Source organism: Streptomyces fructofermentans, assembly GCF_014651055.1.
Lineage (GTDB): Bacteria > Actinomycetota > Actinomycetes > Streptomycetales > Streptomycetaceae > Streptomyces > Streptomyces fructofermentans.
Genome location: NZ_BMWD01000014.1, coordinates 17720 through 37871, shown reverse-complemented (window position 1 = coordinate 37871; position 20152 = coordinate 17720). Strand labels below are relative to the sequence as shown.

Below are 20152 nucleotides of genomic sequence, written 5' to 3'. Positions count from 1 at the left end.
AACGCCGCCTGCGGTTCTTGTGCGCGTCCAGGTCGAGTTCAGCGAGGCACCGGCGCTTCGGAGGCGGGCAGTGGTTCTGCGGGCTTCGGGGCCAGCGCGCGGATGGACGGGGTGGCGACCATGGTGAGCGTGGCGAGGAGGATGAGCGCCGCGGCCGCGTAGAGGGTGGCATGGAGGCCGAGGAGGAGTACGGCGGGTCCGGCGGCGAACTGGGCGAGCGGGAGTGCGAGGTAGGAGCCGAGGTCGTCGTAGGCGTAGACGCGGGCAAGGCGGTCCTCGGGGATCTGCTCGTTGAGGGTCGAGTACCAGGCGACACCTGCCTGTTCGGTGCCCACGCCCGCCACGAAGTTGGCCGCGACCAGCGCCCAGGTGTACGGGGCGAGCGCGAGCAGCAGCGGGGTCGTCGCCGTCAGGCCCATCAGGGCGCAGCCGATCAGGATCGCGCGGCGGGGCCGCCACTTCAGCGACAGGACGCCGCCGGCGACCGCGCCGAGCGATCCCGCGGCGAGGGCAAGTCCCCAGCCGGTGCGGCCGATCCCGGTGGTGTCGGCGACGGCCGGGCCGAGGACGGTGAACGAGGCGGTGAGGCCGGCGTTGAGGAAGCAGAACGCGACCACGATCACCCACACCCAGCTGCGCGAGGTGAACTCCTGCCAGCCGACCCGCAGTTCGTGGACCACGCCGGGGCTGGGCACGGGCGGTGGGACCTGGACGCGGACCTGGGCGAAGCACGCGGCGGCGAGCGCGAAGCTCAGCGCGTCGACTGCCAGGCCCCACCCTGGGCCGACCGCGGCGACCAGCACGCCGCCCAGCGAGGCACCCGCGATCATCGCGCTGCTGCCGGCGATCCGGGAAAGCGCGAGGGCGGCGCGGCGGGAGTCGGCCGGCACGGTCTGGGGCAGCAGCGCCTGGGCGGCGGGCTGGTAGCAGGAACTCGACGCCCCGTTGACCGCGGCGAGCACCATCAGCAGGGGGATGGCCGTGTTGTGGGTGAGGACCAGGGAGGCGATCACCGCCTGGCTCGCGGCGCTCACCACGCTGCAGCCGACCAGGAGCGGGCCGCGCGGCAGCCGGTCGGCCAGTACTCCGCCGTAGAGGAGGAACAGGATGCTGGTGAGGGAGTGGGCGCCGACCACCAACCCCAGCGAGCCGACCGAGCCGGTGGCGTCGAGCACGGCGAAGGCCAGAGCGATCGGCGCGACGCCGTTGCCGAGCAGGTTCGCCGTCGTCCCGATGAGTAGCTGACGGAACGGGCGGTGACGCAGCGGCGCCAGGGCAGCAGACATGCGCCTGATCGTCGGGGTTGGGGCGCGCTCTCATCAACGGGTTTTATCCGTGGCCGCTGACGGGCGAAGGGCCTCCGCACGGGCGACGGCCCCACGGCTTGATTCAAGCCGTGCGGGGAGGAGTCCACTTCACCCCGCTCCCCGTCCGATGTCCCCGTACGTGGACCGCGCGTGGGCTAACCTGCCCGCATGCAGGGACAGTTCACGGGTTGGCCGGAGCAGGCCATGGACGTGTTGTGGCAGCTCCAGGCCGAACCGACCCTCGCGACCCGTGAGCGCTGTCGTGCGGATCGCGAACGCCTGGTCCGCCGGCCGATGGTCGCGCTGCTGAGCGATGTCGCGGACGCCGACCCGCGTTACGAGGACTTCTCCGTCTGGCACTACCGCACCGGCTCCTGGTGGTGGCAGAACCAGAGCGCGGTGATCCGCCTCGGCCGCAAGGTCGAGATCGGTGTCCGGTTCTCCCTGGACGGTCTGCGGATCCAGGGCGCCTGGTGGTACCCCGATCCCGGTCAGGTGGACATGTTCCGCAAGGCCGTGGCCGCCGAGGGGAGCGGCCGCGAACTGTCCGCCATCGTCGAGGACGTGCGGAACAAGGGCTACGACGTCTCCGGGGACGTGATGAAACGCCCTCCACGCGGCTACCCGACGAGCGGCAGTCGTACGGACCTGCTGCGGCACCGTTCTCTGATCGCCGCCCGCTCCCTCGGCTGCGAGGAGTGGCTGCACACCCCCGAGGCAGTCGACCGGTTCCTCTCGGCCGCCGCCGACCTGGACGCCCTGCTGGCGTGGCTGGTCCGCCATGTGAAGAGCGCCGCCTGACTCGCGCGGTTGCCGCGCGGCACGGGAGTAACCGCGCCCGTGGCGGCGGCTGTGGCCGGGCGGAGGCCTGCTGCCCCCGCCGGCCCGGCGCAGAAATGGACCCGCCCAGGACATCATGGCGACGGTCTCACCCGTGGTGGTTGGAGACCTGCCGGTCCCGGGCACGCCAGGCGTTGCCTCCTGTTTCGGTGGCCCTCACCGTCGTCAGAGGGGTGATCCGCCGACGTGGCCGACGCTCAGGGGAAGCGCAGCGTGAGTATCAGTCCGCCCTCTGGGCCGGGCCGGGCCGTCAGGGTGGCGTGGTGGGCCTGGGCGATGGAAGCGGCGATGGAGAGGCCCAGGCCGTGGCCGGTGGTCGCAGTGCGGTCCTGGTCGAGGCGCCGGAAGGGTTCGAAGAGGTCGGGGATGCGGTCGGCGGGGATGAGGGGACCGGTGTTGGTCACCGTCATGGTGGCGGCGTCGAAGCGTACGAGGACGTGGCCGCCGAGATGGTTGTACTGGATGGCGTTGCGGACCAGGTTCGTCAGCAGATGGCGCAGCAGGACGGGATCGCCGGGAACGACCAGCGACGTGGCGGCGTCGGTGTCGACGCGCATGCCGCATTCGGCCGCGAGCGGGGCGAGTTCGGCGATCACGGACTCGGCGCTCGCTGTGAGGTCCACGGGCTCGGTCTTCTCCGGTCCGCGGTCGCCGCGGGCCAGGAGCAGGAGTGCGTTGATGAGCTGTTCCGCTTCCCGGTTGGCGGTGAGCAGGTCTTCGCGGACTTCGACGAGGTCGTCGGGGAGGGGGTCGGCGAGGCCGACCTGGAGTGTGGTGCGTTGGACGGCGAGGGGTGTCTTGAGTTCGTGGGAGGCGTTGGCCACGAAGCGGCGTTGGCTCTCGAAGGATCGCTCGAGCCGGTCGAGCATGGTGTCGAAGGTGTCGGCGAGGCGGTGGAGTTCGTCGTCCGGCCCGGTGAGTGCGAGCCGTTGGTGCAGGTTCTGTTCGCTGATGCGTCGGGCGGCTTCGGTCATGGAGGACACGGGTCGCAGTGCGCGTCCGGCGAGCCACCAGCCGAGGAATCCTGTCAGGAGGGCCATGACGAGGAGGCCGACGGCGGACCAGAGCACCATCTGGCGCAGTGCGGTGTCCTGGACGGCCTGCACGGTCTGTTCGATCTTCTGGAGCGTGGCGACGTCGCTCGGGGGTCGGGCAGTGTGGTCGGGACGCGTCGGGCGTACGGGTTCGAGGTGTGTGGTCCGCCCGCTGGGCGCGTCCTGGTAAGTGATCGCGACGCCCTGGACCTGCTGGGCTGTTCCGTGGCGGGCGAGTATCACGACGAAGGTGAGGAGGACGATGCCTGCGAGGAGGAAGAGTCCGGAGAACGCCATGGCCAGGCGGGTGCGGAAGTGCAGCCTGCTCAGCAGCGCTCGGGGGTTCAGTCGCACAGCCGGTATCCCTCTCCCTTGTCGGTGAGGATCAGGCAGGAGTCGCCGAGTTTGCCGCGCAGGCGGCTGACGGTGGTGCGGACCACGCCGGTGGACGTGTTGAGATGCTGGTCCCAGACGGCGCGGACGATCTCGTCATGTGCCACCGGTGCTCCGCCGGCCCGCATCAGCAGCCGCAGGACAGCGGTCTCCTTCACGGACAGCTCCAGCGTGGTCCCGTCCGCGGACACCTCACGGCGCGTCTCGTCCAGGGTGAGATTGCCGAAGCTGAGGACGGACGGGGGCGGCTTCGGGGCGCGCCGGCTCAGCGCCCGCACGCGGGCGACGAGTTCGGTGAAGTCGAAAGGCTTGCCCAGGTAGTCGTCGGCTCCGAGCTCGGTCAGCCCGTAGATCCGGTCGGTGAGTTCGCCCGCTGCGGTGAGCATCAGGATCGGGGGTGGGTCGGTGAGTTCACGCAGCCGTCTGCAGACCTCGTCGCCGCTCATGACCGGCAGGTCGCGGTCCAGGATGAGCACGTCGTAGGCAGTGAGCAGGCACATCCGCTCCGTCTCGTCGCCGGTCGCGGCGATGTCCACGGCCATCGCCTGGCGGCGAAGACCGGTGGCGATGGTACGGGCCAGGACACGGTGGTCTTCGGCTACCAGGACTCTCATGACTCCAGGAAACCAAGATCGTGATTACAGGCGGATAAGGACGCGGAAGCGCATCCTTCGCACTGATCGACAGGGTGACCGGTCGGATCGCGCGAACAGGTCCTTATGTTGCTGTAACACGCTTATCCCCCAGTAAACAGCGGGCTGCTTTCGTCTTCGCCATGAACTTCGTCAAGCGTGCCGGGACGAGCCTTGGTGCCAGAAAGTCCAAGACCGCGGCCTTGCTCGCGATCTTCCTCGTCATCTGCACCTTGCTCCTGGGCGGCTTCCTGCTGCAGGCCGCCGCGGCCCGCCAGGAAGCCGACGCGCAGCGCGCCATCGGCGTCGATGCGACCGTCAGGAAGGAGGGCCTGACCCCGGCCCTGGCTGACCGGCTCGGCGGCTCCGCCCTGGTGCACCGCTACAACGCGGAGGTCGCGGTGCGGGCCGGCGCGCAGGGTTTCGCGCCGTTGACGTCGAGGGTCCCGGAGCCGGGCGGTACCGCGGCCGGGAAGAAGGACAAGGGCGCGCTGGCCGTGAACGGCGTGCGTGATTCGGACATGCTGCTGCCCTTCTCGTACGGGTCGACGAAGCTGACGGCAGGACGCGGCATCACCCCTGAGGACGCGGGCCGCGACGTAGCGGTGATCGAGCAGCGGCTGGCCGACAAGAACCGTCTGAAAGTGGGCGACACCTTCCGGATAGGGTCCGCGGACGGCAAGCGCACGTCGGCCCCGAAGATCGTCGGCATCTTCCAGGACCCGGCGCAGGAGCCGACGACGTGGGTCGCGCCGAATGAACTCCCCGGCAACACGCTCTACGTTCCGGCGGACACAGCGAAGAAGCTGACCTCCGGCACCGCGACAGTGCGCGAGGTGGTGCTCAGGATCGGCTCGCCGGACCAGGCCCGGCAGTTGCACGTCGAGGCCGAGCATCTCCTGGGCAAGGGCGGCTTCGAGTTCCACGTCAACGACAAGGCGTACAAGGACCAGGTCCTGCCCATTCAGCGGGTCGGCACGTTCGCGGGCCTGCTCGTCCGGGTGATCGCCCTGGCCGGAGCCCTGATCCTCGGCCTCATCGTGATGCTGCAGATCCGCGAGCGGCGTTGCGAGTTCGGGGTGCTGCTCGCGATGGGCGAGAAGAAGTGGAAGCTCATGGGCCAGCACCTCGTGGAGGTGGCGGCCGTGGCCCTGCCCGCGGTCGCGATCGCCGCACTGGCCGGCTCACTGGGCGGACAGGCCGCGGGGGAGGCCTTCCTGAGCCATCAGGACGACGAGCCGGTCTCGGCGACCCGCGCACCTGACAGCGGGATCGCTCCGCCCGCGGTGCGGGTCGAGGCGGCCGATGTCGGCAAGGTCGCCGGCATCGCGCTGGGGATGTCCTTGGTCTCCACCGTCGTCCCCGGCATCGGGATCCTGCGCCTGCATCCCCGATCCATCCTCACCGACACCGAATAGCCGATCCCACGTCGCCGGACGTTCAACCGCCGGCACGGACCGAGAAAGCCGATCCCATGAACTTCGTCAAACGCGCAGGGCTCAGCCTGTGGGCCCGCAAGGGCCGCACCCTGATCACCCTCGCCACCTTCCTCGTCATCTCCGTGATGGTGTTGGCAGGCATCCTGATCAACGGTGCGACGGCCCGGGCCGAACAGGACGCCAAACGCTCGGTCGGTGCCGAGGTCAACCTCGACGTGGACATGAGCCGGATGGGAAACGCCGCACAGCTCCAGGCACCCAGCATGGACGTCGCGACCGTCGACAAGATCGGGTCCCTGCCCCAGGTACAGAAGTACACCTACTCGATGTGGGACCGCGCCCTCCTCACGGGCAGGAACAAACTCGTCGACGGAGGGCCGAAAGACGCCATGGGCCTGGGCCCCGGTGGAACCATAGGCATGGGTGTCCTGGACTCGTCGCTGCTGCCCGACTTCCGCAGCGGCAAGTCCACCCTCGTGTCCGGTGGCCACATCACGGCCGCCGACAAGGACAAGAAGCAGCTCCTGATCGAGGAGCGACTGGCCAAGCGGAACGACCTCGAGGTCGGCGACAGGATCACCCTCACCGGCAACGACGGGAAGACCACCGGCGAGTTCACCGTGGGCGGCATCTACCGCGACCCGCGCCCCACCACCGACGCCGACCCCGAGTACGGCATCAGCCCGGCCAACATGATCCATGGATCGGTGGGCGGCCTCTCCGCCCTCGGCTCAGAGGGCAACGCGCAGCGCAAGGTCGGCAGGGCGACGTTCCTCCTGAAGGACGCGGACGCACAGAACGCGTTCAAGAGCGGGGCGAAGCGGATCGCCGGCTCGGCGCTCGCCGGCTTCAAGCTGGACGCCAACGACAAGGCCGTTCAGCAGATGACGGGCCCGCTCAAGAGCATCCGCTCCACGGCCACCCTCGCCATGTGGCTGATGGCCCTCGCCGGCGCGGCCGTACTCGCCCTCCTGGTCAATCTCGCCGTCAAGCAGCGCCGCACGGAGTACGGCGTCCTGCTGGCGATGGGCGAGAAGAAGAGCAGGCTCATCGCCCAGCAGGTTCTGGAGATCGTGATCGTCGCCGTCCTGGCCCTCGGCGTGAGCTCCCTGTTCGCCCCGCAGCTGACCCAGAGCGCCGGCCAGGCACTGCTCGGAAAGGAAGCCTCCGCCGCCGCACAGAAGCTCGACTCCTGGAAACCCCCGGCCCTCGGCAGCACCGGACTCGACCAGGGCATCGACCCGGACGACAGGCCCGTGGAGAACGCCGACCCCATCGGTGAGATCACCGTCGCACTCGACCCGGCGGACTTCGCCGCCGTCGGCGCCATCGGCATCGGTATCGGTCTCCTGGCCACCGTCGTCCCGGCCGCGTCCGTGCTGCGCCTGAGCCCTCGCACCATCCTCACGAAGGGCAAGTGACCCGCCATGACTACCGCCACCACCACGGCCCCGCCCGTCCTGCACCTGGCCGGCATCAGCCACACCTACTCCGGACAGCGCCGCCGGACCACGGTCCTGCGGGACGTCGAGTACACCTTTGAACGCGGCACCTTCTACACCATCCTGGGCCCTTCCGGCAGCGGCAAGACCACGCTGCTCTCCCTCGCCAGCGGCCTCGACACCCCCACCAGGGGCAGCATCGCGTTCAACGGACAGGACCTCTCCCACCTCGGCCTCGGCCGCTACCGCAACAAGCACGCCGCCACGATCTTCCAGCAGTACAACCTCCTCACCTACATGACCGCCCTCCAGAACGTCACCACCGCCATGGAGATCACCGGCGCGAAGCCCGCGACCGGAAGCCGCAAAGCACGAGCCCTGCAACTCCTGGGAGACATCGGCCTCGACAAGGCGATGGCCACCCGCAACGTCATGCAGCTCTCCGGCGGCCAGCAGCAGCGCGTCGCCATCGCCCGCGCACTCGCCTGCGACGTCGACATCCTCTTCGCCGACGAACCCACCGGAAACCTCGACGAGGGCACCGCCCAAGGAATCATCGACACATTCAGCGACCTTGCCCATCAGCAGGACAAATGCGTGGTCGTCGTCACCCACTCGCAACGGCTGGCAGCCCAGTCGGACCGCGTCCTCAACCTGCGCAAGGGCAAGCTCACCGAACAGGCGAACACCCCATGAAGATCCGCGCCGCGCGGTGCTGACAGAAGCTGCCCCTGCCACTGCCCCTGCCCCTGCCCCTGCTCGCCCTCGCGCCGACCGCCTGCGGCAGCCCCCGGCGGTCGGTGACGGCACAGGGCTGATACATGATTCGAAGGCAGCCTGCCTGGCCGTCCGCGCACCTCACATGCCGATGATCAGTCGGCTGTCCAGGCTCGGGACGGCCGCCCGGACCTGCGAGGCGCCGCCCTCGGACTCCCACGCCGTCTCCGCGGTCCGCACCTGGTCGGGCACGGAGACGGCGTGCAGGGCCCGGTCGGCGATGATGAGCGCGCTCGCGGTCAGTTGCGGGCCACTGTGCTCGGATGCCGCCGCCATCAGACGTGCGGCTGCTTCCGGGCCGGTCTCGGGCGGAATCACCAGCAGGTCCCAGCGGCCGGTGCCGTAGGACAGCAGAAGAAGCTTGTGCGGGTCGATCTCCGGAGTGAACCAGCCGACCTTCACGGCATGACCGCTGACGGCCACCTTGCGAGGGATGACCGGCCAGTGCTCGGGATTGACGGCGACATGGGTGATGCGGCCCCACAGGGAGTCCAAGACATCGGTGAGCGCGGCCAGTTCGCGCGGAAGGTCGCGGGACCGCGGCCACCAGGCGCCGTCGAGGAGTCCTCGGGAGGGGACCTCGGCCTTCAACGCGAGACGGGCGCGGGGAGTTCCGACGGGTGAGCGCAGCGGGAGGGTTGCTTCCAAGGTAGTGGTCATGATGAGGACCCATCCCCGGGCCGCCCGTGAAGCCGCGGTCCGGCTTTCGCCTTTCGCCGGGAACGACCCGGCGTGGAAGCCGGTGTGCGAAATGCCCTCGGTACCTCCACCGTACTCCTTCGCCCGGTCCTCCTGGTCCGGCCACGGCTGCAGTACGGGAGGAGTACGGTGAAGACGTCGAGGGCACGTCGTACGCCGGTGATCGCACGGGCCTCGTCCTCGTCGCTGGAAAGACGCGGGCCGCACAGGTCCGGGCAGGTTCCGCCCCGTGACATCCGAAGCCGTGCACCGCCCTCCCCGTTCCGAGGTCACACACGCGTGCGCAGGGCCGGACGGAGGTCCGTGTTGCCGCCGTGGACTCTGAAGTGGTTCTGCGTGTCGCGGACGCGCGCCCGTCACCCTTCGCAGACGTCGAGCGGTGTCACGGCCCCCTGGCGAACGGGGACACGACCGCATCTCGCAACGGACGTTTCGCAGGCCGATGTTCCGCTTCACCCCGGCCCGGCGTCCGAGCACCGTCCGTCGATCGCACCGACCCACCCACCCGCCGTCGAAGAGGCGCAGCCCAGGACCCCGGCCGCACTGACGTCACCGAGGTCAAGGACCGCCCATGTCATCCCAGTTCCTCCGTCCCCCGTCCGCAGCGCAGCCGGAAAGCGCCCCGCCGCTCCTGGAGTACAACGGGAGGGCACCTTTCCCGCACGGGGGAGCGACGTGTCGGCGCACCGGTAGCGAACGGCTGTCGCTCACGATCACGGCGTTGACGTGATCGGCTGGGTCGCGACTCACCGTCGCCACCACGCCTTCACCGATCGCCCGGGCGATCCGCATTCTCCGTACCGCTACGGCACATCTGCACGAGCCTGGTCGCGGGGCTTGATGGACGCTCACGTCGGCTGGCTGTTCCGCAACGACCCCACGTCCGCGGTGCGTTACGCTCCCGACCTCGTCGCCGCGCCCGGAACGACGACCGCGGCCAGTTGGACCCCTCCACCGCCGCCATCCGCCTTTTCGAGCGGCTCGGCCGGGTGAGGGACGCGCGCTGACCCACCCTGGAGCACATCGCCGCCCGACGCGTGTGAATCCGATGGACCGTGTCCTCTTCAGGAGTTCTCATGACACTCGCTCCCCCGTCCCCGCTCTCCTCGTCGTCCGGCGTACGCCTGCGCCTGTCGGCCCAACTCGCACAGGTCCACATGCCGCGGCGCATCGACGGCGCCTGGTGGCCCCGGTCGACCGATCTGACGTCCGAACTGCCCCTGCTGCTGGGCGGACTGCCGCCCGGCTGGGGGCACGTCAGCAGTGTCCTGGTGGGCGAGGCCGTATGGGCGCCGTTCCCCGGGCGGTTGCTCGTGGCCGATCAGGTGGTCCGCCTGCGCAGGACGACCAGCCGGCAGGCCCCGTCCACCGTCTGTCTCCTGGCGCCCGGCCGTGGCCGATGGGACCTGCTGGTCGTACCGCCCGGGGCCACGGAGGCTGAGGCCGGGTGCTTCATGGACAGCATGGACACCGTCACGAAGACAGCCTGAGGTCGGGAACCGCGCCCTGTTGACGGTTTCCGCAGGACCGGCTGCGGCCTGGCGGCACCCAGGGGCGATGTGAGCCCGGGCTTCCGTCACGGATCGGTTGAGGGCTGTCAGTGTCTTCAGTGCGCCTCCGAGCGGTGCAGCCCGGAGGCGTGGAGATTGGGCTACGCATCGAACGGGGCGAGATCCAGGACATCGCGCTTCCGGCTTGCAGAGCGCGCTCAGGAACGTCGGGAACTGAGGCCGGGGAGGAATTCGGATTCGTCGATGAAGGCGCGGGCGACATCCGAGAGACGGCGGTTGTGGGAGCGGGCGTAGGCCCTCAGGGTGGTGAAGGCCTGTTCCATGTCGGTGTGGCGGCGTTCGGCGAGCTTTCCCTTGGCCTGTTCGATCAGGACGCGGCTGCTGAGGGCTGTCTGCAACTGATCGTTGAGGAGCGTGTTGCGCTCGGTGGTGCGTTGTTGCAGCACGCTGATGGTGGCGACGTCGGCGAGGGCTTGGGCGAAGGGTGCGGCGGCGGGGCTGATCGGCGCCGGGGCTGTGTGGAAGAGGTTGAGGGCACCGACGACCTCGTCGCGCAGGCGCATGGGGAGTGCCTGGACGGCCGTGAAGCCGCTGCGCTGAGCCTGGGCGGCGAACAGGGGCCAGCGGGCGGTCACGTCGCGCAGGTCGCGGACGGAGACCGCGGTTCCGGTGTGGAAGCAGTCCAGGCAGGGGCCTTCCTGGTTCTGCAGCTGGAAGAGTTCCAGGAGGCGCACCCGTTCGTCGGAGGCGGCCATGACACGCAGTACGCCGTCACGGTCGGCGAGCAGAACGCCCGCGGCGCTCGCGTCGAGCAGGTCGACGCAGCGATCGGTGAGCAGGCGCAGGAAGTCGATGAGGTCGAAGTCGGCGACGAGACTGTCGGCGAGCTCGACGAACGTCCGGGCCATCAGCTGTTCCTTCATCGTGCACACCTCTGTGTGTGGGGCGTGGGCATCAGGACTCCTCGTCGCGGGGTCGCGCCTCCGGCGGTTGGATGCCGGACCGAGCTGTGTCCGAGGAGAGGCGGAGCCGGTGGGCGATCACGTCGGCTGCGACAGCTGAGATCCGTGTACCCCGGGCGTAGGCGTGGGCGCGCAGTCGGATGAAGGCTTCCTCGAAGCCGACGTCGAGCTGGACCATGAGGATGCCGGTGGCTTGGTCGATCTCGGCTCGGTATCCGCCCAGGTCGTCGGGGGGATTGGTGTCCTGCCGGCCGGTGCCGGCCGCGTGGGTTTCGAACGGGACACTCGTCTCACCGATCCGGGCAGCGAGCAGAATCAACGTGGCGGCGTCGGCGAAGGCCATCGCGTCGGCCACCTCCTCCGTGTCCAGTTCGACGGCTCTGCTGGAGTACAGGTCGAGTACGCCGGGGCTGACGGTCCCGATCTGCAGGGGGAAGGCGAAGACCGCTCTGGCACCGGCTTCCAGGGCCGCGTCGGCGAACACCGTCCAATGCCGCTGGAGTTCACCGGCCAGGAGGTCGGGGCACAGGACCGTCGAGCGCAGGACGTAGGCGTCCACGCACGGTCCCTCGCCGAGGGTGAGCTGGAGTTCTTCCAGGTGCTGACTGACGGAGTCGGTGCTGCACAGCGGATGACTTGCCCGGTTGAGGGACATCGCGGACATCCCGGCCCCGCCGACGGGCAGAGCCGCCACTGCCGCCGTACACACGTCGAGGACGCTCACCCGGGCGCCGCGCAGAGCCGCCTGCTCGGCGACGAGAGCCTGGATCCGCGCCGGCCTGCTGTCGGGGATCACGGCGACCACCGGGTCCAGGCATGGTGATCAAGATCTGCTGGTCGCAACGCCGTCGGCAGCCCCAAGGGGAGATCCGGCGTGAGAAGCGTGGCCCCTTCGGCCGCCCTTCGGCCGCCTCCGACATCCGCCCGGTCCTGGGAGCCCGCCACGTTCGGTGCCTCAGGGTTCAGCATTGTCGACCCTGGTCGCTCGCTGTCATGCGCGCCCGGTGCGCGGGAGGGGGCCGCGATGGCGGTCGGCTCCCGGCGAAGGCATTCGGAAGGGCGAGGAAGCGGGAGTCCCCGTCGGTGAGGGGGACGAGGTGTTGCAACGCCCCTCTCGAGCGGTGCAGTTGACGATGGTCCTTCGGCCGTGGTGCTGCGCGGCAGGGCGGGGAGGAAGGCGTTGATGCCGCGGTGGTCGCAGGAGGCCACGTCGGTGACACGGACATCAAGGGTGTCGATGCCGTCGTGCGGGAACCGCTCCTCCGGTATGTATGCCGAGAGCGCCGATTGCAGGTCGATCTCGCCGGTCAGCGTGACCAGCGCCCGGTTGACCGTGTCGTGCCGGCAGACGTTCAGGATGGGTGGGATGCCCATGGGCATGGTGCCTCGGTTCACGGGACCGTACCGGGTGCGCCGGCCGGTCGTACGGTCGTGCAGGCAGGTGAATGACCGTTCCAGCAGCCGATGTTCCGGAGCGTGGGACCCAGCCGGTTACCTCGGGGTGCGCAGGGAGGGCGGACGGGTGGTCCGCACTCCGCGGGCACGTGGGCCAAGCGGTGGTGGCCCGCCAGGGTCTGGGACGTCCGTACGCAGCATAGTCCCGAGGCCGGTCTCGTGGTTGCTCCGAGGAGGGGCACCATGATGTTCACGCCATGGTGATCGGGCGGCTCCCATGCCGGGGCGCTGATCGCAGGTGAAGCACCGTCAGCCCGGCAGCCGTCCCGTCGCCTCGTACGCTCCGCCGAAGGGCCTCACCCACCGAACGTGTTCAGGGGGAGAGATTTTCTGGTGGCGCCTGACCACGAGCCGCGGCTCCTCGGACTGCGCGTCGGCGTCCGGGTCCTGACGGCCGGTGAATGCCCACGGGACCGATGCCGGTCCTGGAACGCCGGCCGAAGGGGCCGTACCACGCACGTAACCGCTCGCCGCACTCCCGGGGCAGACGTCGAGGGGTCGTCCGCTTCCCGGCGCACGCTGCGGACCTGGGGCGCTGTCCGCGACCTCTGCAAAGGGCTACGCTGTGCGAACAGGCCCTGGCCCCCGGCAGTGATGGTTTGTTCTGCTCCTGGGAGGCCCGCCGTGTTCGTTCTGCTTCTCCTTCTGACCGCCGTCCTGTTCGGCCTCGGCTTTGTCAATTCCCTCTGGTGGGTGGCTGCGGCCGCGTTGATCTTCGGCGTCACCCGCCACGGCCGTGATCGCGGGGGAGGTTGGATCCGTGGCGACGGTTCCGATCTCAATGGCTACCGGGGCTACAAGCAGCGCCGGGACCGTCACGACCGCTGGGACCGCCGGTACAGCCGTCAGAACCGGGCCCGCTGGAGGCGCGAGGATCGTCGGGGGCGCTGACGCCGCAGGTGACCGACGAACCTGCCGGGCGCCATGAGGTTCCGGGTGGTCTTCCGCCCCACCGGGCGCACGACCCCGCTCCGTCGACTGCTCGCCCAGGCCCGGTCCGGGCCGACTGCGTGAACCCGGTCGACCACGGCACCCCGATCGAGGCCGCCGGCCGCATCATCATCGAGGACCAGCTCGAACAACCCCGGCGCAGCAACGCCGCAGGCCGCCGCGCATCCCGGCACACGACCGCCACCTGCACTGCGGTCCGACGCGACGCGGCCGCGCGGAACTCTTCCGACTGCTTCAGAATATGAGTGCATGATCGCCGAAGAGGCTCAGCCGCCTCCCCACGGACGGGAGTCCCGGAGCGGCACCCCGCCCGCCGCCCCGCGCGCCCCTGCCGCTTCTTCACCTGCGGCCCCGACCGGTCGGCCGGCGGCGGGGCGGGAGGCGTGCAGCCCGGAAGGCGGGGCGGAACGGGCGGCGACTGCGCCGAAGCCGCGGATGCGCGGCTGGCTGCACGCCGGGGTGTTTCCGCTCACGCTGGTCGGCGGCGTCATCCTGATCGCCGTTTCGCGCTCGCCTGCGGCAGCGGCGGCCTGCTCGGTCTACACGGTGTCGGCCTGCCTGCTGTTCGGTACCAGCGCGGTCTACCACCGCGGGACGTGGGGCCCGCGCGGGGAGGCGGTCCTGCGACGGCTGGACCACGCGAGCATCTTCCTGATCATCGCCGGTACCTGCACCCCCCTCGCCGTGCTCCTCATCCCGTCGGACCAGCGGTCCCTGCTGCTGTGGATCGTGTGGACAGGCGCACTGACCGGCATCGCATTCCGAGTCCTGTGGGTCACTGCTCCGCGCTGGCTGTACACCCCGTGCTACCTCGTCCTGGGCTGGGCACCGGTGTGCTACCTGCCCGACTTCCTGCACGCCGGCGGAGCTGCCGTACTCGTCCTGATCGTGGCCGGCGGGCTGCTCTACAGCGCGGGCGCGGTCGTCTACGCCCTCAAGCGCCCCGATCCCTTACCGGCCTGGTTCGGCTTCCACGAGGTCTTCCACGCCCTGACCGTCACCGCCTTCACCTCGCACTACACGGCCATCCTCCTGGCAGCCGCGTGACTGCATTCGAGGGATGCCGAAGCGCCGGACGCGGCGGATGGGCCCCGCCGCACATCGTTCGGGAGAGGCTGATGGCCGGGCGGCTCCCGCGTCCCGGGGTGCGATGTGATCCGTTCGGTGCTGGGCTTGGCAGAGGTCATTCGTGCACACGGGACGGAGTCCTGAGCGTCGTCGAGCAGTGAAGGAGCCGCTGTGACCGCAAGAGGGACGGGCGGCGGGCGAGCCCCTCGTCATCCCGGGGACGGCAGCCACCGGGGCAGTGCGATGACCTTGGCGGAGACATTGGCGGCGGCGGAGTCCGCAGCGCCCGTGGAGTCCCTCGACGTGGTCGCGTGCTTGCTCAAGGAGCATCTACGAGCCGTGTCGGTGTCGTTCCTCATCACCGATTTCGCGAGCAGCTCCGTCGTACGGCTGGGGGTCGCGGGCAGCGTCGACACCGATGAACCCGCCCGGCGCATCACCCTGCGGGGCACCCTGTACGACGACGTGATCCGCACCCAGCGGCCGAGCGTGGACGACCAGGGTGACGGCGCCCTGGTGCGGGTCGTCGCCCCGGTGACCAACCGCGGGGACGCCATCGGGCTCCTCGAGCTGTTCCTGCCCGCGGCGCCGGACACGGACACGATGCGGGAGATCGGCGAGACCGCGCACGCGCTGGCGTACATCGTCATCGCGAACCGGTCCTTCACCGACGTCTACCAGTGGGGACGGCGCACCACCCCGCTGAGCCTGGCCGCAGAGATCCAGCACCAACTGCTCCCGGCGTCGCTGGCGTGCGAGGCGGCGCAGTTCGCGGTCGCCGGGGCGCTGGAGCCCGCGGACCTCGTCGGGGGCGACACCTTCGACTACGTGATCGACCGGGACACCGTCCAGCTCTCCGTCACCGACGCCATGGGTCATGACGTCGACGCCGCACTTCTGGCCACCCTCTTGATGGGTGCCCTGCGCCGGGCGCGGCGGGCCGGTGCGAGTCTTGAGGAGCAGGCCCACGAAGCCGACCGCGCAGTGCGGGAACACGGCCGCGGAGGCTATGTCACCGGCCAGCTGCTGCGGATCAGTCTGCTCGACGGTGGTACGGAATTCGTCAATGCCGGCCACCCCTGGCCGCTGCGAATGCGGGACGGTCAGGTACAGGAGATCGCGCCGAAGGTCGATAGGCCGTTCGGCCTCCAAGCCCCGGACACCTACCGGGTGCAGTCGCTGGACCTGCGGCCGGACGACCGGCTGGTGATGCTGACCGACGGCATGCTGGAGCGCAACGCCAAGAGCCTGGACCTGTCGGACCTGATCGTTCGCACCCGCGCGCTGCATCCCCGCGAAGCTGCTCGCGCCCTCATCGGCGCGATCGTCGACGCCGGCCAAGGTCACCTGGAGGACGACGCGACCGTCATGTGCCTGGACTGGCACGGTGGCGGGCGCTCTCAGCGGGACGCCGCGACCGGCGCCGACCTCACCGACGCCTCACAACCGTCAGGGACGGGACGGACCATTTCCGGGAGTTGACCCCGGACGGGTGGGGAGGAAGGCGGCTACGCGGGCGCTGTGCTGCGAGTTGAGCAGGTGGAAGGCATCGCGGGGCCGACGACGCAGGCAGAAGTGTGCGTGGTCTCGCCCCGATCGGCTGATCCGGCGGCGGGGCGGTGACGGCCAGGACTTCGAAGCCCAGTGGCCCCTGCCACGCGCCCGCGGGACGGCCGTGGGCACACGTCCACCACACCGGTCCGGGCACCACGGGGCCGTCGGCTCGGCGACCGGCGCGGTGATGCGGGCCGAGCGGCTTTCGGGCTTCACCCAGGCCGCCTTGTCCAGGCGTCCTGCTCAAGTCACGCCTGCCTCACCGGTGTTGGTTCGCCGACGGGAGGATCAGCACCCGGAGCCGCGTGGCGCCGGTCGGCTTCCAGAACGCTCCCACGTCCAGCCATCCCCAGGAACGGAGGGTGTTGAGGGTGGGGTGATCGGCCCGGTCCACCAGGGTGGCGCCGATCGATGCCCGCTGGTCGACCAGCAGCCGCTCCTGCAACCGGAGAGCGACGCGCGCGTCCTGCGGGTGCGGGAGGATCAGGATGTCGGTGATCGCGAAGATGCCGCCGGCCGCTGCGAGTTGTTCGACGCCGCGCGGTCGGCCGCTGTCGAACCCGATCCACTCGAAGGTGTCGCTCAGCATCGGGAATCCGAAAGCGCAGCCCACCAGTCCACCCGTCTCCGCGATCACCATCGCGAAGCCCGGCCGCCGGATGTCGGCGGTGAGACGGTTCAGGAACTGTCGGCGGCTCGGACGGCAGTACGCATCAGGACGCGATGACGCCTCGTGGGAGTCCACGTACAGATCCGTCAGTTTCCCGCTCAGATCCTGTGCCAGCCCACGGTTCACACGGCGTAAGCGGGCCGCATCCACGGTGGACGATTCGCCGATACGGGGCTGTCGTGGCTGCCCTCCACCGGCCCAGTCCGTCACGGCGCGTCACCCGAGAGCACAGAGGTAAGCGGAACGGCCCGGTACCTCGGTGTCCGGGTGGTCGAGGTGGGGACATTCCCGGGTGGGGGCGACGGATGCCCGAGCTGATCGTCGAGGAGCAGGGACCTGGAGCCGCTGAGGTCGAGGATCAGACCCAGTGTCGGCGGCGGGTGGTGGAGTCGCAGGGTTCCGCCGGACTCGGTCATCAGCTGCGCTGCGTGGAGGAAGACGTTCAGGCCGGTGCAGTCGCAGAAGGTGACAGGCGTGAGGTCGATGTCGATGGTGCGGACGCCGTCGCTCAGGCATCGCGCCAGCGCCGTGCGTACCAGCGAGGCCGATTCCAGGTCGATCTCACCGGCCAGGGTGATCAGTACCCGATTTCCTCGGTCATGGCGGAAGACGGTGAGCTGCGGAATAGGCATGATGCCTCGGTTCGGTGGACCGTGCGGCAGCGGACGCGGTGACGCCGGGGGTCCTGGCCTCAGCGCGCGCTGCCGTCAGGGCGTACGTTCGGCGGAGGGGGAGCAACGGCACCGGTCCGACAGCGAAGCGGACCCGTCCGGTTCCTCCAGGGATGTGCCGGGCCGCAGACGAAGAGTCCGCTCCCTGCAGCCATCTGTGTCGGGTAGCGACAAGCCGCCGGGGTCTGGGACGTCCGTACAGCAGCATAGTCCTCGAACCGGTCCGGCGGACGGCCGGAACCGTCCGTTCATCGTGCCCGGGCGACGCCCGGAGACGATGCCGCGGGAGTACGCGGCCACCGCGCCCCGGGGCGACCGTCCGTGCGCCACACAGGCCGGCTCCGCATCACTGGGCCGAACGTGGCCCTGCGGGCCTCACGGCCCGGACCTGGGAATCCTGCGCCCGCGGCCGGACATCCGTCACGGCCGGTGCGGTTGAGCAGTTCGCCGGGCTGCCGCACGGGAAGTCCCGTAGTCAACCCCTTGGTCGGCGGACCCACCCGCACCGGGTCGTCCGCGCGACCGGGAACCGGGCCGGTACGCGATCAGCCGAGACCCGCTCACCCAACTGTTCAGGAGGCAGCTCGACTTGGAGGACGACGGCCATCTCAGGGTCCAGTGCCTCTCCACCCGGACGAACATGGCCGGGTGCGGCGCCGGCGACGTCACCGAGCGCACCTACGGCCAGGCCGCCACTGCCACTTGGCGGTTGCGCAGCCGTCCTCGATGCCGAGCGGCATGTCGCCGTCCGGCATTGGACGAATCGGAACCACCGTCACACGCGCCAGGCGTGGGCGCTGCCTTGGTGCCTCAGTGGTTGGCGGCGGGCATCGCGCGGGGGTGGCGCGTGCCGGTGAGGTGGGAGACGAGGAAGGCGGCGATGTCCGGGCGGGTCATCGCGGAGCCGACCTTGTCGTGCCCGAGGAGCCCGGAGCGGGTGTGGCCCGGGGCAGGCTTGTTCGTGGGATTGGTGATGCGGGCGACGGCTTGGGCGAGGCCGGCGCCGGTGCCACGTGTGGTGCGCTGTGGGGGGAGAGCAGACGGGTCAGTGTGGGCAGGGCGCGTGTCGCATCGCGGGCCTGCGCGGTTGTCAGGCGGGCGATGTCGGCGGGAAGCGTGGTGCCGTCGCGTGCGATGGCCAGGACACTCATACCCGCGGCGCGTGCCGAGCGGATGCCGTTGGGGGAGTCCTCCACCGCCAGGCAGTCGGAGGGCGGGACGTCCAGCTCCGATGCCGCGCGCCGGTAGGCGTCCGGGGCGGGCTTGGGCCGGGTGACGTGCTCGCCGCACACCACGGTGTGCAGTCGGGCGGTCAGCCCGAGCCGGTCCAGGGCCGCGTGGACGAAACGGCGCGGACTGGCTGTGGCGACCCCGACCATGCCGTGGCGGGCTGCTTCGAGTACCAGGCTCACCGCTCCGGGGAGCGCGTGCACGCGCCCGGCGCCGACTGCGTCGACCATCGCCGTCGTGCACGCCTCGGTCACCTCGTCGGGGCCGATCGAGCCCGGGCACAGGGCGGCCACGTAGGAGGCCCAGGCGCCGTTGCCGTGGAGTGCGCGGGTGTCCTCGGTACGCCAGCGGTGCCCGTGGCGTGCGGTGAAGGCGGCGCAGGCCTCCGGCCACAGGTGCTGGGTGTCCAGGAGGGTGTCGTCGAGGTCGAAGACGGTGGCCCGGAGGATCGGGGTCACGCGGTCACCGTGTCCGGATGCTGCAGGGCGTCCGCGATCTGGTCGATGGAGACGAGCGCGAGGCCGTGGCTGTCGGCGAACGCGCGCAGCGCCTCGAAACGGGCGACGGAGCCGTCGTCCTGACAGACTTCGCTGATCACTCCGACGGGTGCGAGGCCTGCCAGTCGCAGCAGGTCGACGGTGGCCTCGGTGTGCCCGCGGCGTTCGGTGACCCCGCCGCGGCGGGCGCGCAGCGGGAAAACGTGCCCGGGGCGCGCCAGATCGTCGGGGCGGGTGTGCGGGGCGGCGAGCACCCGCAGGGTAGTGGCCCGGTCGGCGGCGGAGATTCCCGATCCGGTGCCGACGGCGTCCGCGGAGACAGTGAACGAGGTCGCCTCGACGGGGTCGGTGCCCGACGGGGGCGGGACCATCAGTGGCAACCGGAGCCGGTCGGCGACCTCCGGCGCCATCGGCGCGCAGATCAGCCCACTGGTCCAGCGCACGAAGAATCCGATCGCCTCGGCCGTGGCGAATTCGGCCGCCATGACAAGGTCCCCCTCGTTCTCCCGGTCCTCGTCGTCGACCACGATGACCGGGCGCCCTGCCCGCAGGTCGTCGACGGCCAGTGCAACCAGGTCCAGCGTCCGCCGCACCGATGCTGACGTCACAGTGTCCAGCCCTTCGTAGAAGTGGATCTTCCCGCAAGGGCATCGGCCGGGAGTCGAACAGACTTGAGTACCCCGTACGCCGACAGAGCGACCCGGGCCGTTGAGCGGCACGCAGGTGGCCACCAACGCGTGTCCGGTCGCCACGCCGATCGCTGGATTTGAGTCGGCGAAGATCGAGCCGGGCGACGACAGCGAGCGCGACCACCACGGCGGACAGTCGGCCAGGAACGGCCAACCAAGGTCTGCGCCCGGAGCGGCGCAGCCATCGCCTCGCAGGCCGACGCGCCCGGGGGCCGGGGAGCTGTCCGGCGGCGCCACGATGTCGTTCCGTACGCACCCGGGTCTCATTCCCGGGGGCCCACCCCGGGGGGTTTCCCTGGGGCGACGGCTCGACGGGTGCAGCAGGCTGGGG

General features: G+C 70.3%; 18 protein-coding genes. 8 read left to right on the top strand and 10 right to left on the bottom strand.

Features of this window, described 5'->3' with window-relative positions; all coding sequences use genetic code 11:
• Window positions 1–38: 38 nt before the first annotated feature.
• Window positions 39–1286, bottom strand: coding sequence for an MFS transporter (locus IE265_RS20105; RefSeq protein WP_190037022.1), 1248 nt, complete (start codon window positions 1284–1286; stop codon window positions 39–41).
• Window positions 1287–1475: 189 nt separating this feature from the next.
• Here IE265_RS20105 and IE265_RS20100 point away from each other — a divergent pair, with 189 nt between their 5' ends.
• Window positions 1476–2108 carry a DUF2461 family protein gene (locus IE265_RS20100; RefSeq protein ID WP_229916314.1) on the top strand — a complete coding sequence of 211 codons (633 nt, stop codon included), beginning with the start codon at window positions 1476–1478 and terminating at the stop codon, window positions 2106–2108.
• A gap of 236 nt (window positions 2109–2344) precedes the next feature.
• Here the strand turns inward: IE265_RS20100 and IE265_RS20095 are convergent, their stop codons facing one another.
• Window positions 2345–3535 (bottom strand): sensor histidine kinase, encoded by a 1191-nt coding sequence (locus IE265_RS20095; RefSeq protein WP_190037021.1) that lies wholly within the window; start codon window positions 3533–3535, stop codon window positions 2345–2347.
• The gene (locus IE265_RS20090) at window positions 3526–4188 is read right to left on the bottom strand and encodes a response regulator transcription factor (RefSeq protein ID WP_190037020.1); all 663 of its coding nucleotides are present in this window, start codon (window positions 4186–4188) and stop codon (window positions 3526–3528) included. Before IE265_RS20090 ends, IE265_RS20095 begins: the two co-directional genes overlap by 10 nt.
• A gap of 161 nt (window positions 4189–4349) precedes the next feature.
• Between IE265_RS20090 and IE265_RS20085 the strand changes: the two genes are divergently transcribed.
• From IE265_RS20085 to IE265_RS20075, 3 genes are read left to right on the top strand one after another with little or no spacing between them, the layout of a single operon-like run.
• The gene (locus IE265_RS20085; protein ID WP_190037019.1) at window positions 4350–5624 is read left to right on the top strand and encodes an ABC transporter permease; all 1275 of its coding nucleotides are present in this window, start codon (window positions 4350–4352) and stop codon (window positions 5622–5624) included.
• 56 nt (window positions 5625–5680) lie between these two features.
• A complete protein-coding gene (locus IE265_RS20080; RefSeq protein WP_190037018.1) occupies window positions 5681–7066 on the top strand; it encodes an ABC transporter permease in 1386 nt (461 codons plus the stop codon).
• Window positions 7067–7072: 6 nt separating this feature from the next.
• A complete protein-coding gene (locus IE265_RS20075) occupies window positions 7073–7783 on the top strand; it encodes an ABC transporter ATP-binding protein (RefSeq protein ID WP_190037017.1) in 711 nt (236 codons plus the stop codon).
• 162 nt (window positions 7784–7945) lie between these two features.
• Here IE265_RS20075 and IE265_RS20070 read toward each other — a convergent pair whose 3' ends face one another.
• Window positions 7946–8524, bottom strand: a complete 579-nt coding sequence (locus IE265_RS20070; RefSeq protein ID WP_229916312.1) for a DUF5994 family protein — start codon at window positions 8522–8524, stop codon at window positions 7946–7948.
• Between the two features lie 1115 nt (window positions 8525–9639).
• Between IE265_RS20070 and IE265_RS20065 the strand changes: the two genes are divergently transcribed.
• The gene (locus IE265_RS20065) at window positions 9640–10053 is read left to right on the top strand and encodes a DUF5994 family protein (protein WP_190037016.1); all 414 of its coding nucleotides are present in this window, start codon (window positions 9640–9642) and stop codon (window positions 10051–10053) included.
• Window positions 10054–10271: 218 nt separating this feature from the next.
• On the opposite strand, the gene IE265_RS20060 is transcribed toward IE265_RS20065, so the two are convergent.
• Window positions 10272–10997 carry a GAF and ANTAR domain-containing protein gene (locus IE265_RS20060; protein ID WP_190037015.1) on the bottom strand — a complete coding sequence of 242 codons (726 nt, stop codon included), beginning with the start codon at window positions 10995–10997 and terminating at the stop codon, window positions 10272–10274.
• 31 nt (window positions 10998–11028) lie between these two features.
• Window positions 11029–11832 carry a GAF and ANTAR domain-containing protein gene (locus IE265_RS20055; RefSeq protein ID WP_229916311.1) on the bottom strand — a complete coding sequence of 268 codons (804 nt, stop codon included), beginning with the start codon at window positions 11830–11832 and terminating at the stop codon, window positions 11029–11031.
• Window positions 11833–13115: 1283 nt separating this feature from the next.
• Between IE265_RS20055 and IE265_RS20050 the strand changes: the two genes are divergently transcribed.
• The 3 genes from IE265_RS20050 to IE265_RS20040 all read left to right on the top strand — a co-directional run bounded on the left by IE265_RS20050 (window position 13116) and on the right by IE265_RS20040 (window position 15992).
• Window positions 13116–13382, top strand: a complete 267-nt coding sequence (locus tag IE265_RS20050) for a hypothetical protein (protein ID WP_190037014.1) — start codon at window positions 13116–13118, stop codon at window positions 13380–13382.
• Between the two features lie 309 nt (window positions 13383–13691).
• Window positions 13692–14489 carry a PAQR family membrane homeostasis protein TrhA gene (gene trhA / locus IE265_RS20045; protein ID WP_190037013.1) on the top strand — a complete coding sequence of 266 codons (798 nt, stop codon included), beginning with the start codon at window positions 13692–13694 and terminating at the stop codon, window positions 14487–14489.
• A 264-nt stretch (window positions 14490–14753) separates the two neighbouring features.
• Window positions 14754–15992 (top strand): PP2C family protein-serine/threonine phosphatase, encoded by a 1239-nt coding sequence (locus IE265_RS20040; protein ID WP_190037012.1) that lies wholly within the window; start codon window positions 14754–14756, stop codon window positions 15990–15992.
• A gap of 331 nt (window positions 15993–16323) precedes the next feature.
• Here IE265_RS20040 and IE265_RS20035 read toward each other — a convergent pair whose 3' ends face one another.
• The 4 genes from IE265_RS20035 to ribB form a co-directional block, all read right to left on the bottom strand.
• Entirely contained in the window at window positions 16324–16944 is a 621-nt protein-coding gene (locus tag IE265_RS20035; RefSeq protein WP_229916307.1) for a hypothetical protein, read from the bottom strand.
• Window positions 16941–17366, bottom strand: coding sequence for an STAS domain-containing protein (locus tag IE265_RS20030; protein ID WP_190037011.1), 426 nt, complete (start codon window positions 17364–17366; stop codon window positions 16941–16943). The genes IE265_RS20035 and IE265_RS20030 overlap by 4 nt, the downstream gene beginning before the upstream one ends.
• Window positions 17367–18298: 932 nt before the next feature.
• Window positions 18299–19093 (bottom strand): HAD family hydrolase, encoded by a 795-nt coding sequence (locus IE265_RS20025; protein WP_190037010.1) that lies wholly within the window; start codon window positions 19091–19093, stop codon window positions 18299–18301.
• Window positions 19090–19740 (bottom strand): 3,4-dihydroxy-2-butanone-4-phosphate synthase, encoded by a 651-nt coding sequence (gene ribB / locus IE265_RS38450; RefSeq protein WP_308434794.1) that lies wholly within the window; start codon window positions 19738–19740, stop codon window positions 19090–19092. Before ribB ends, IE265_RS20025 begins: the two co-directional genes overlap by 4 nt.
• Between the last annotated feature and the right edge of the window lie 412 nt (window positions 19741–20152).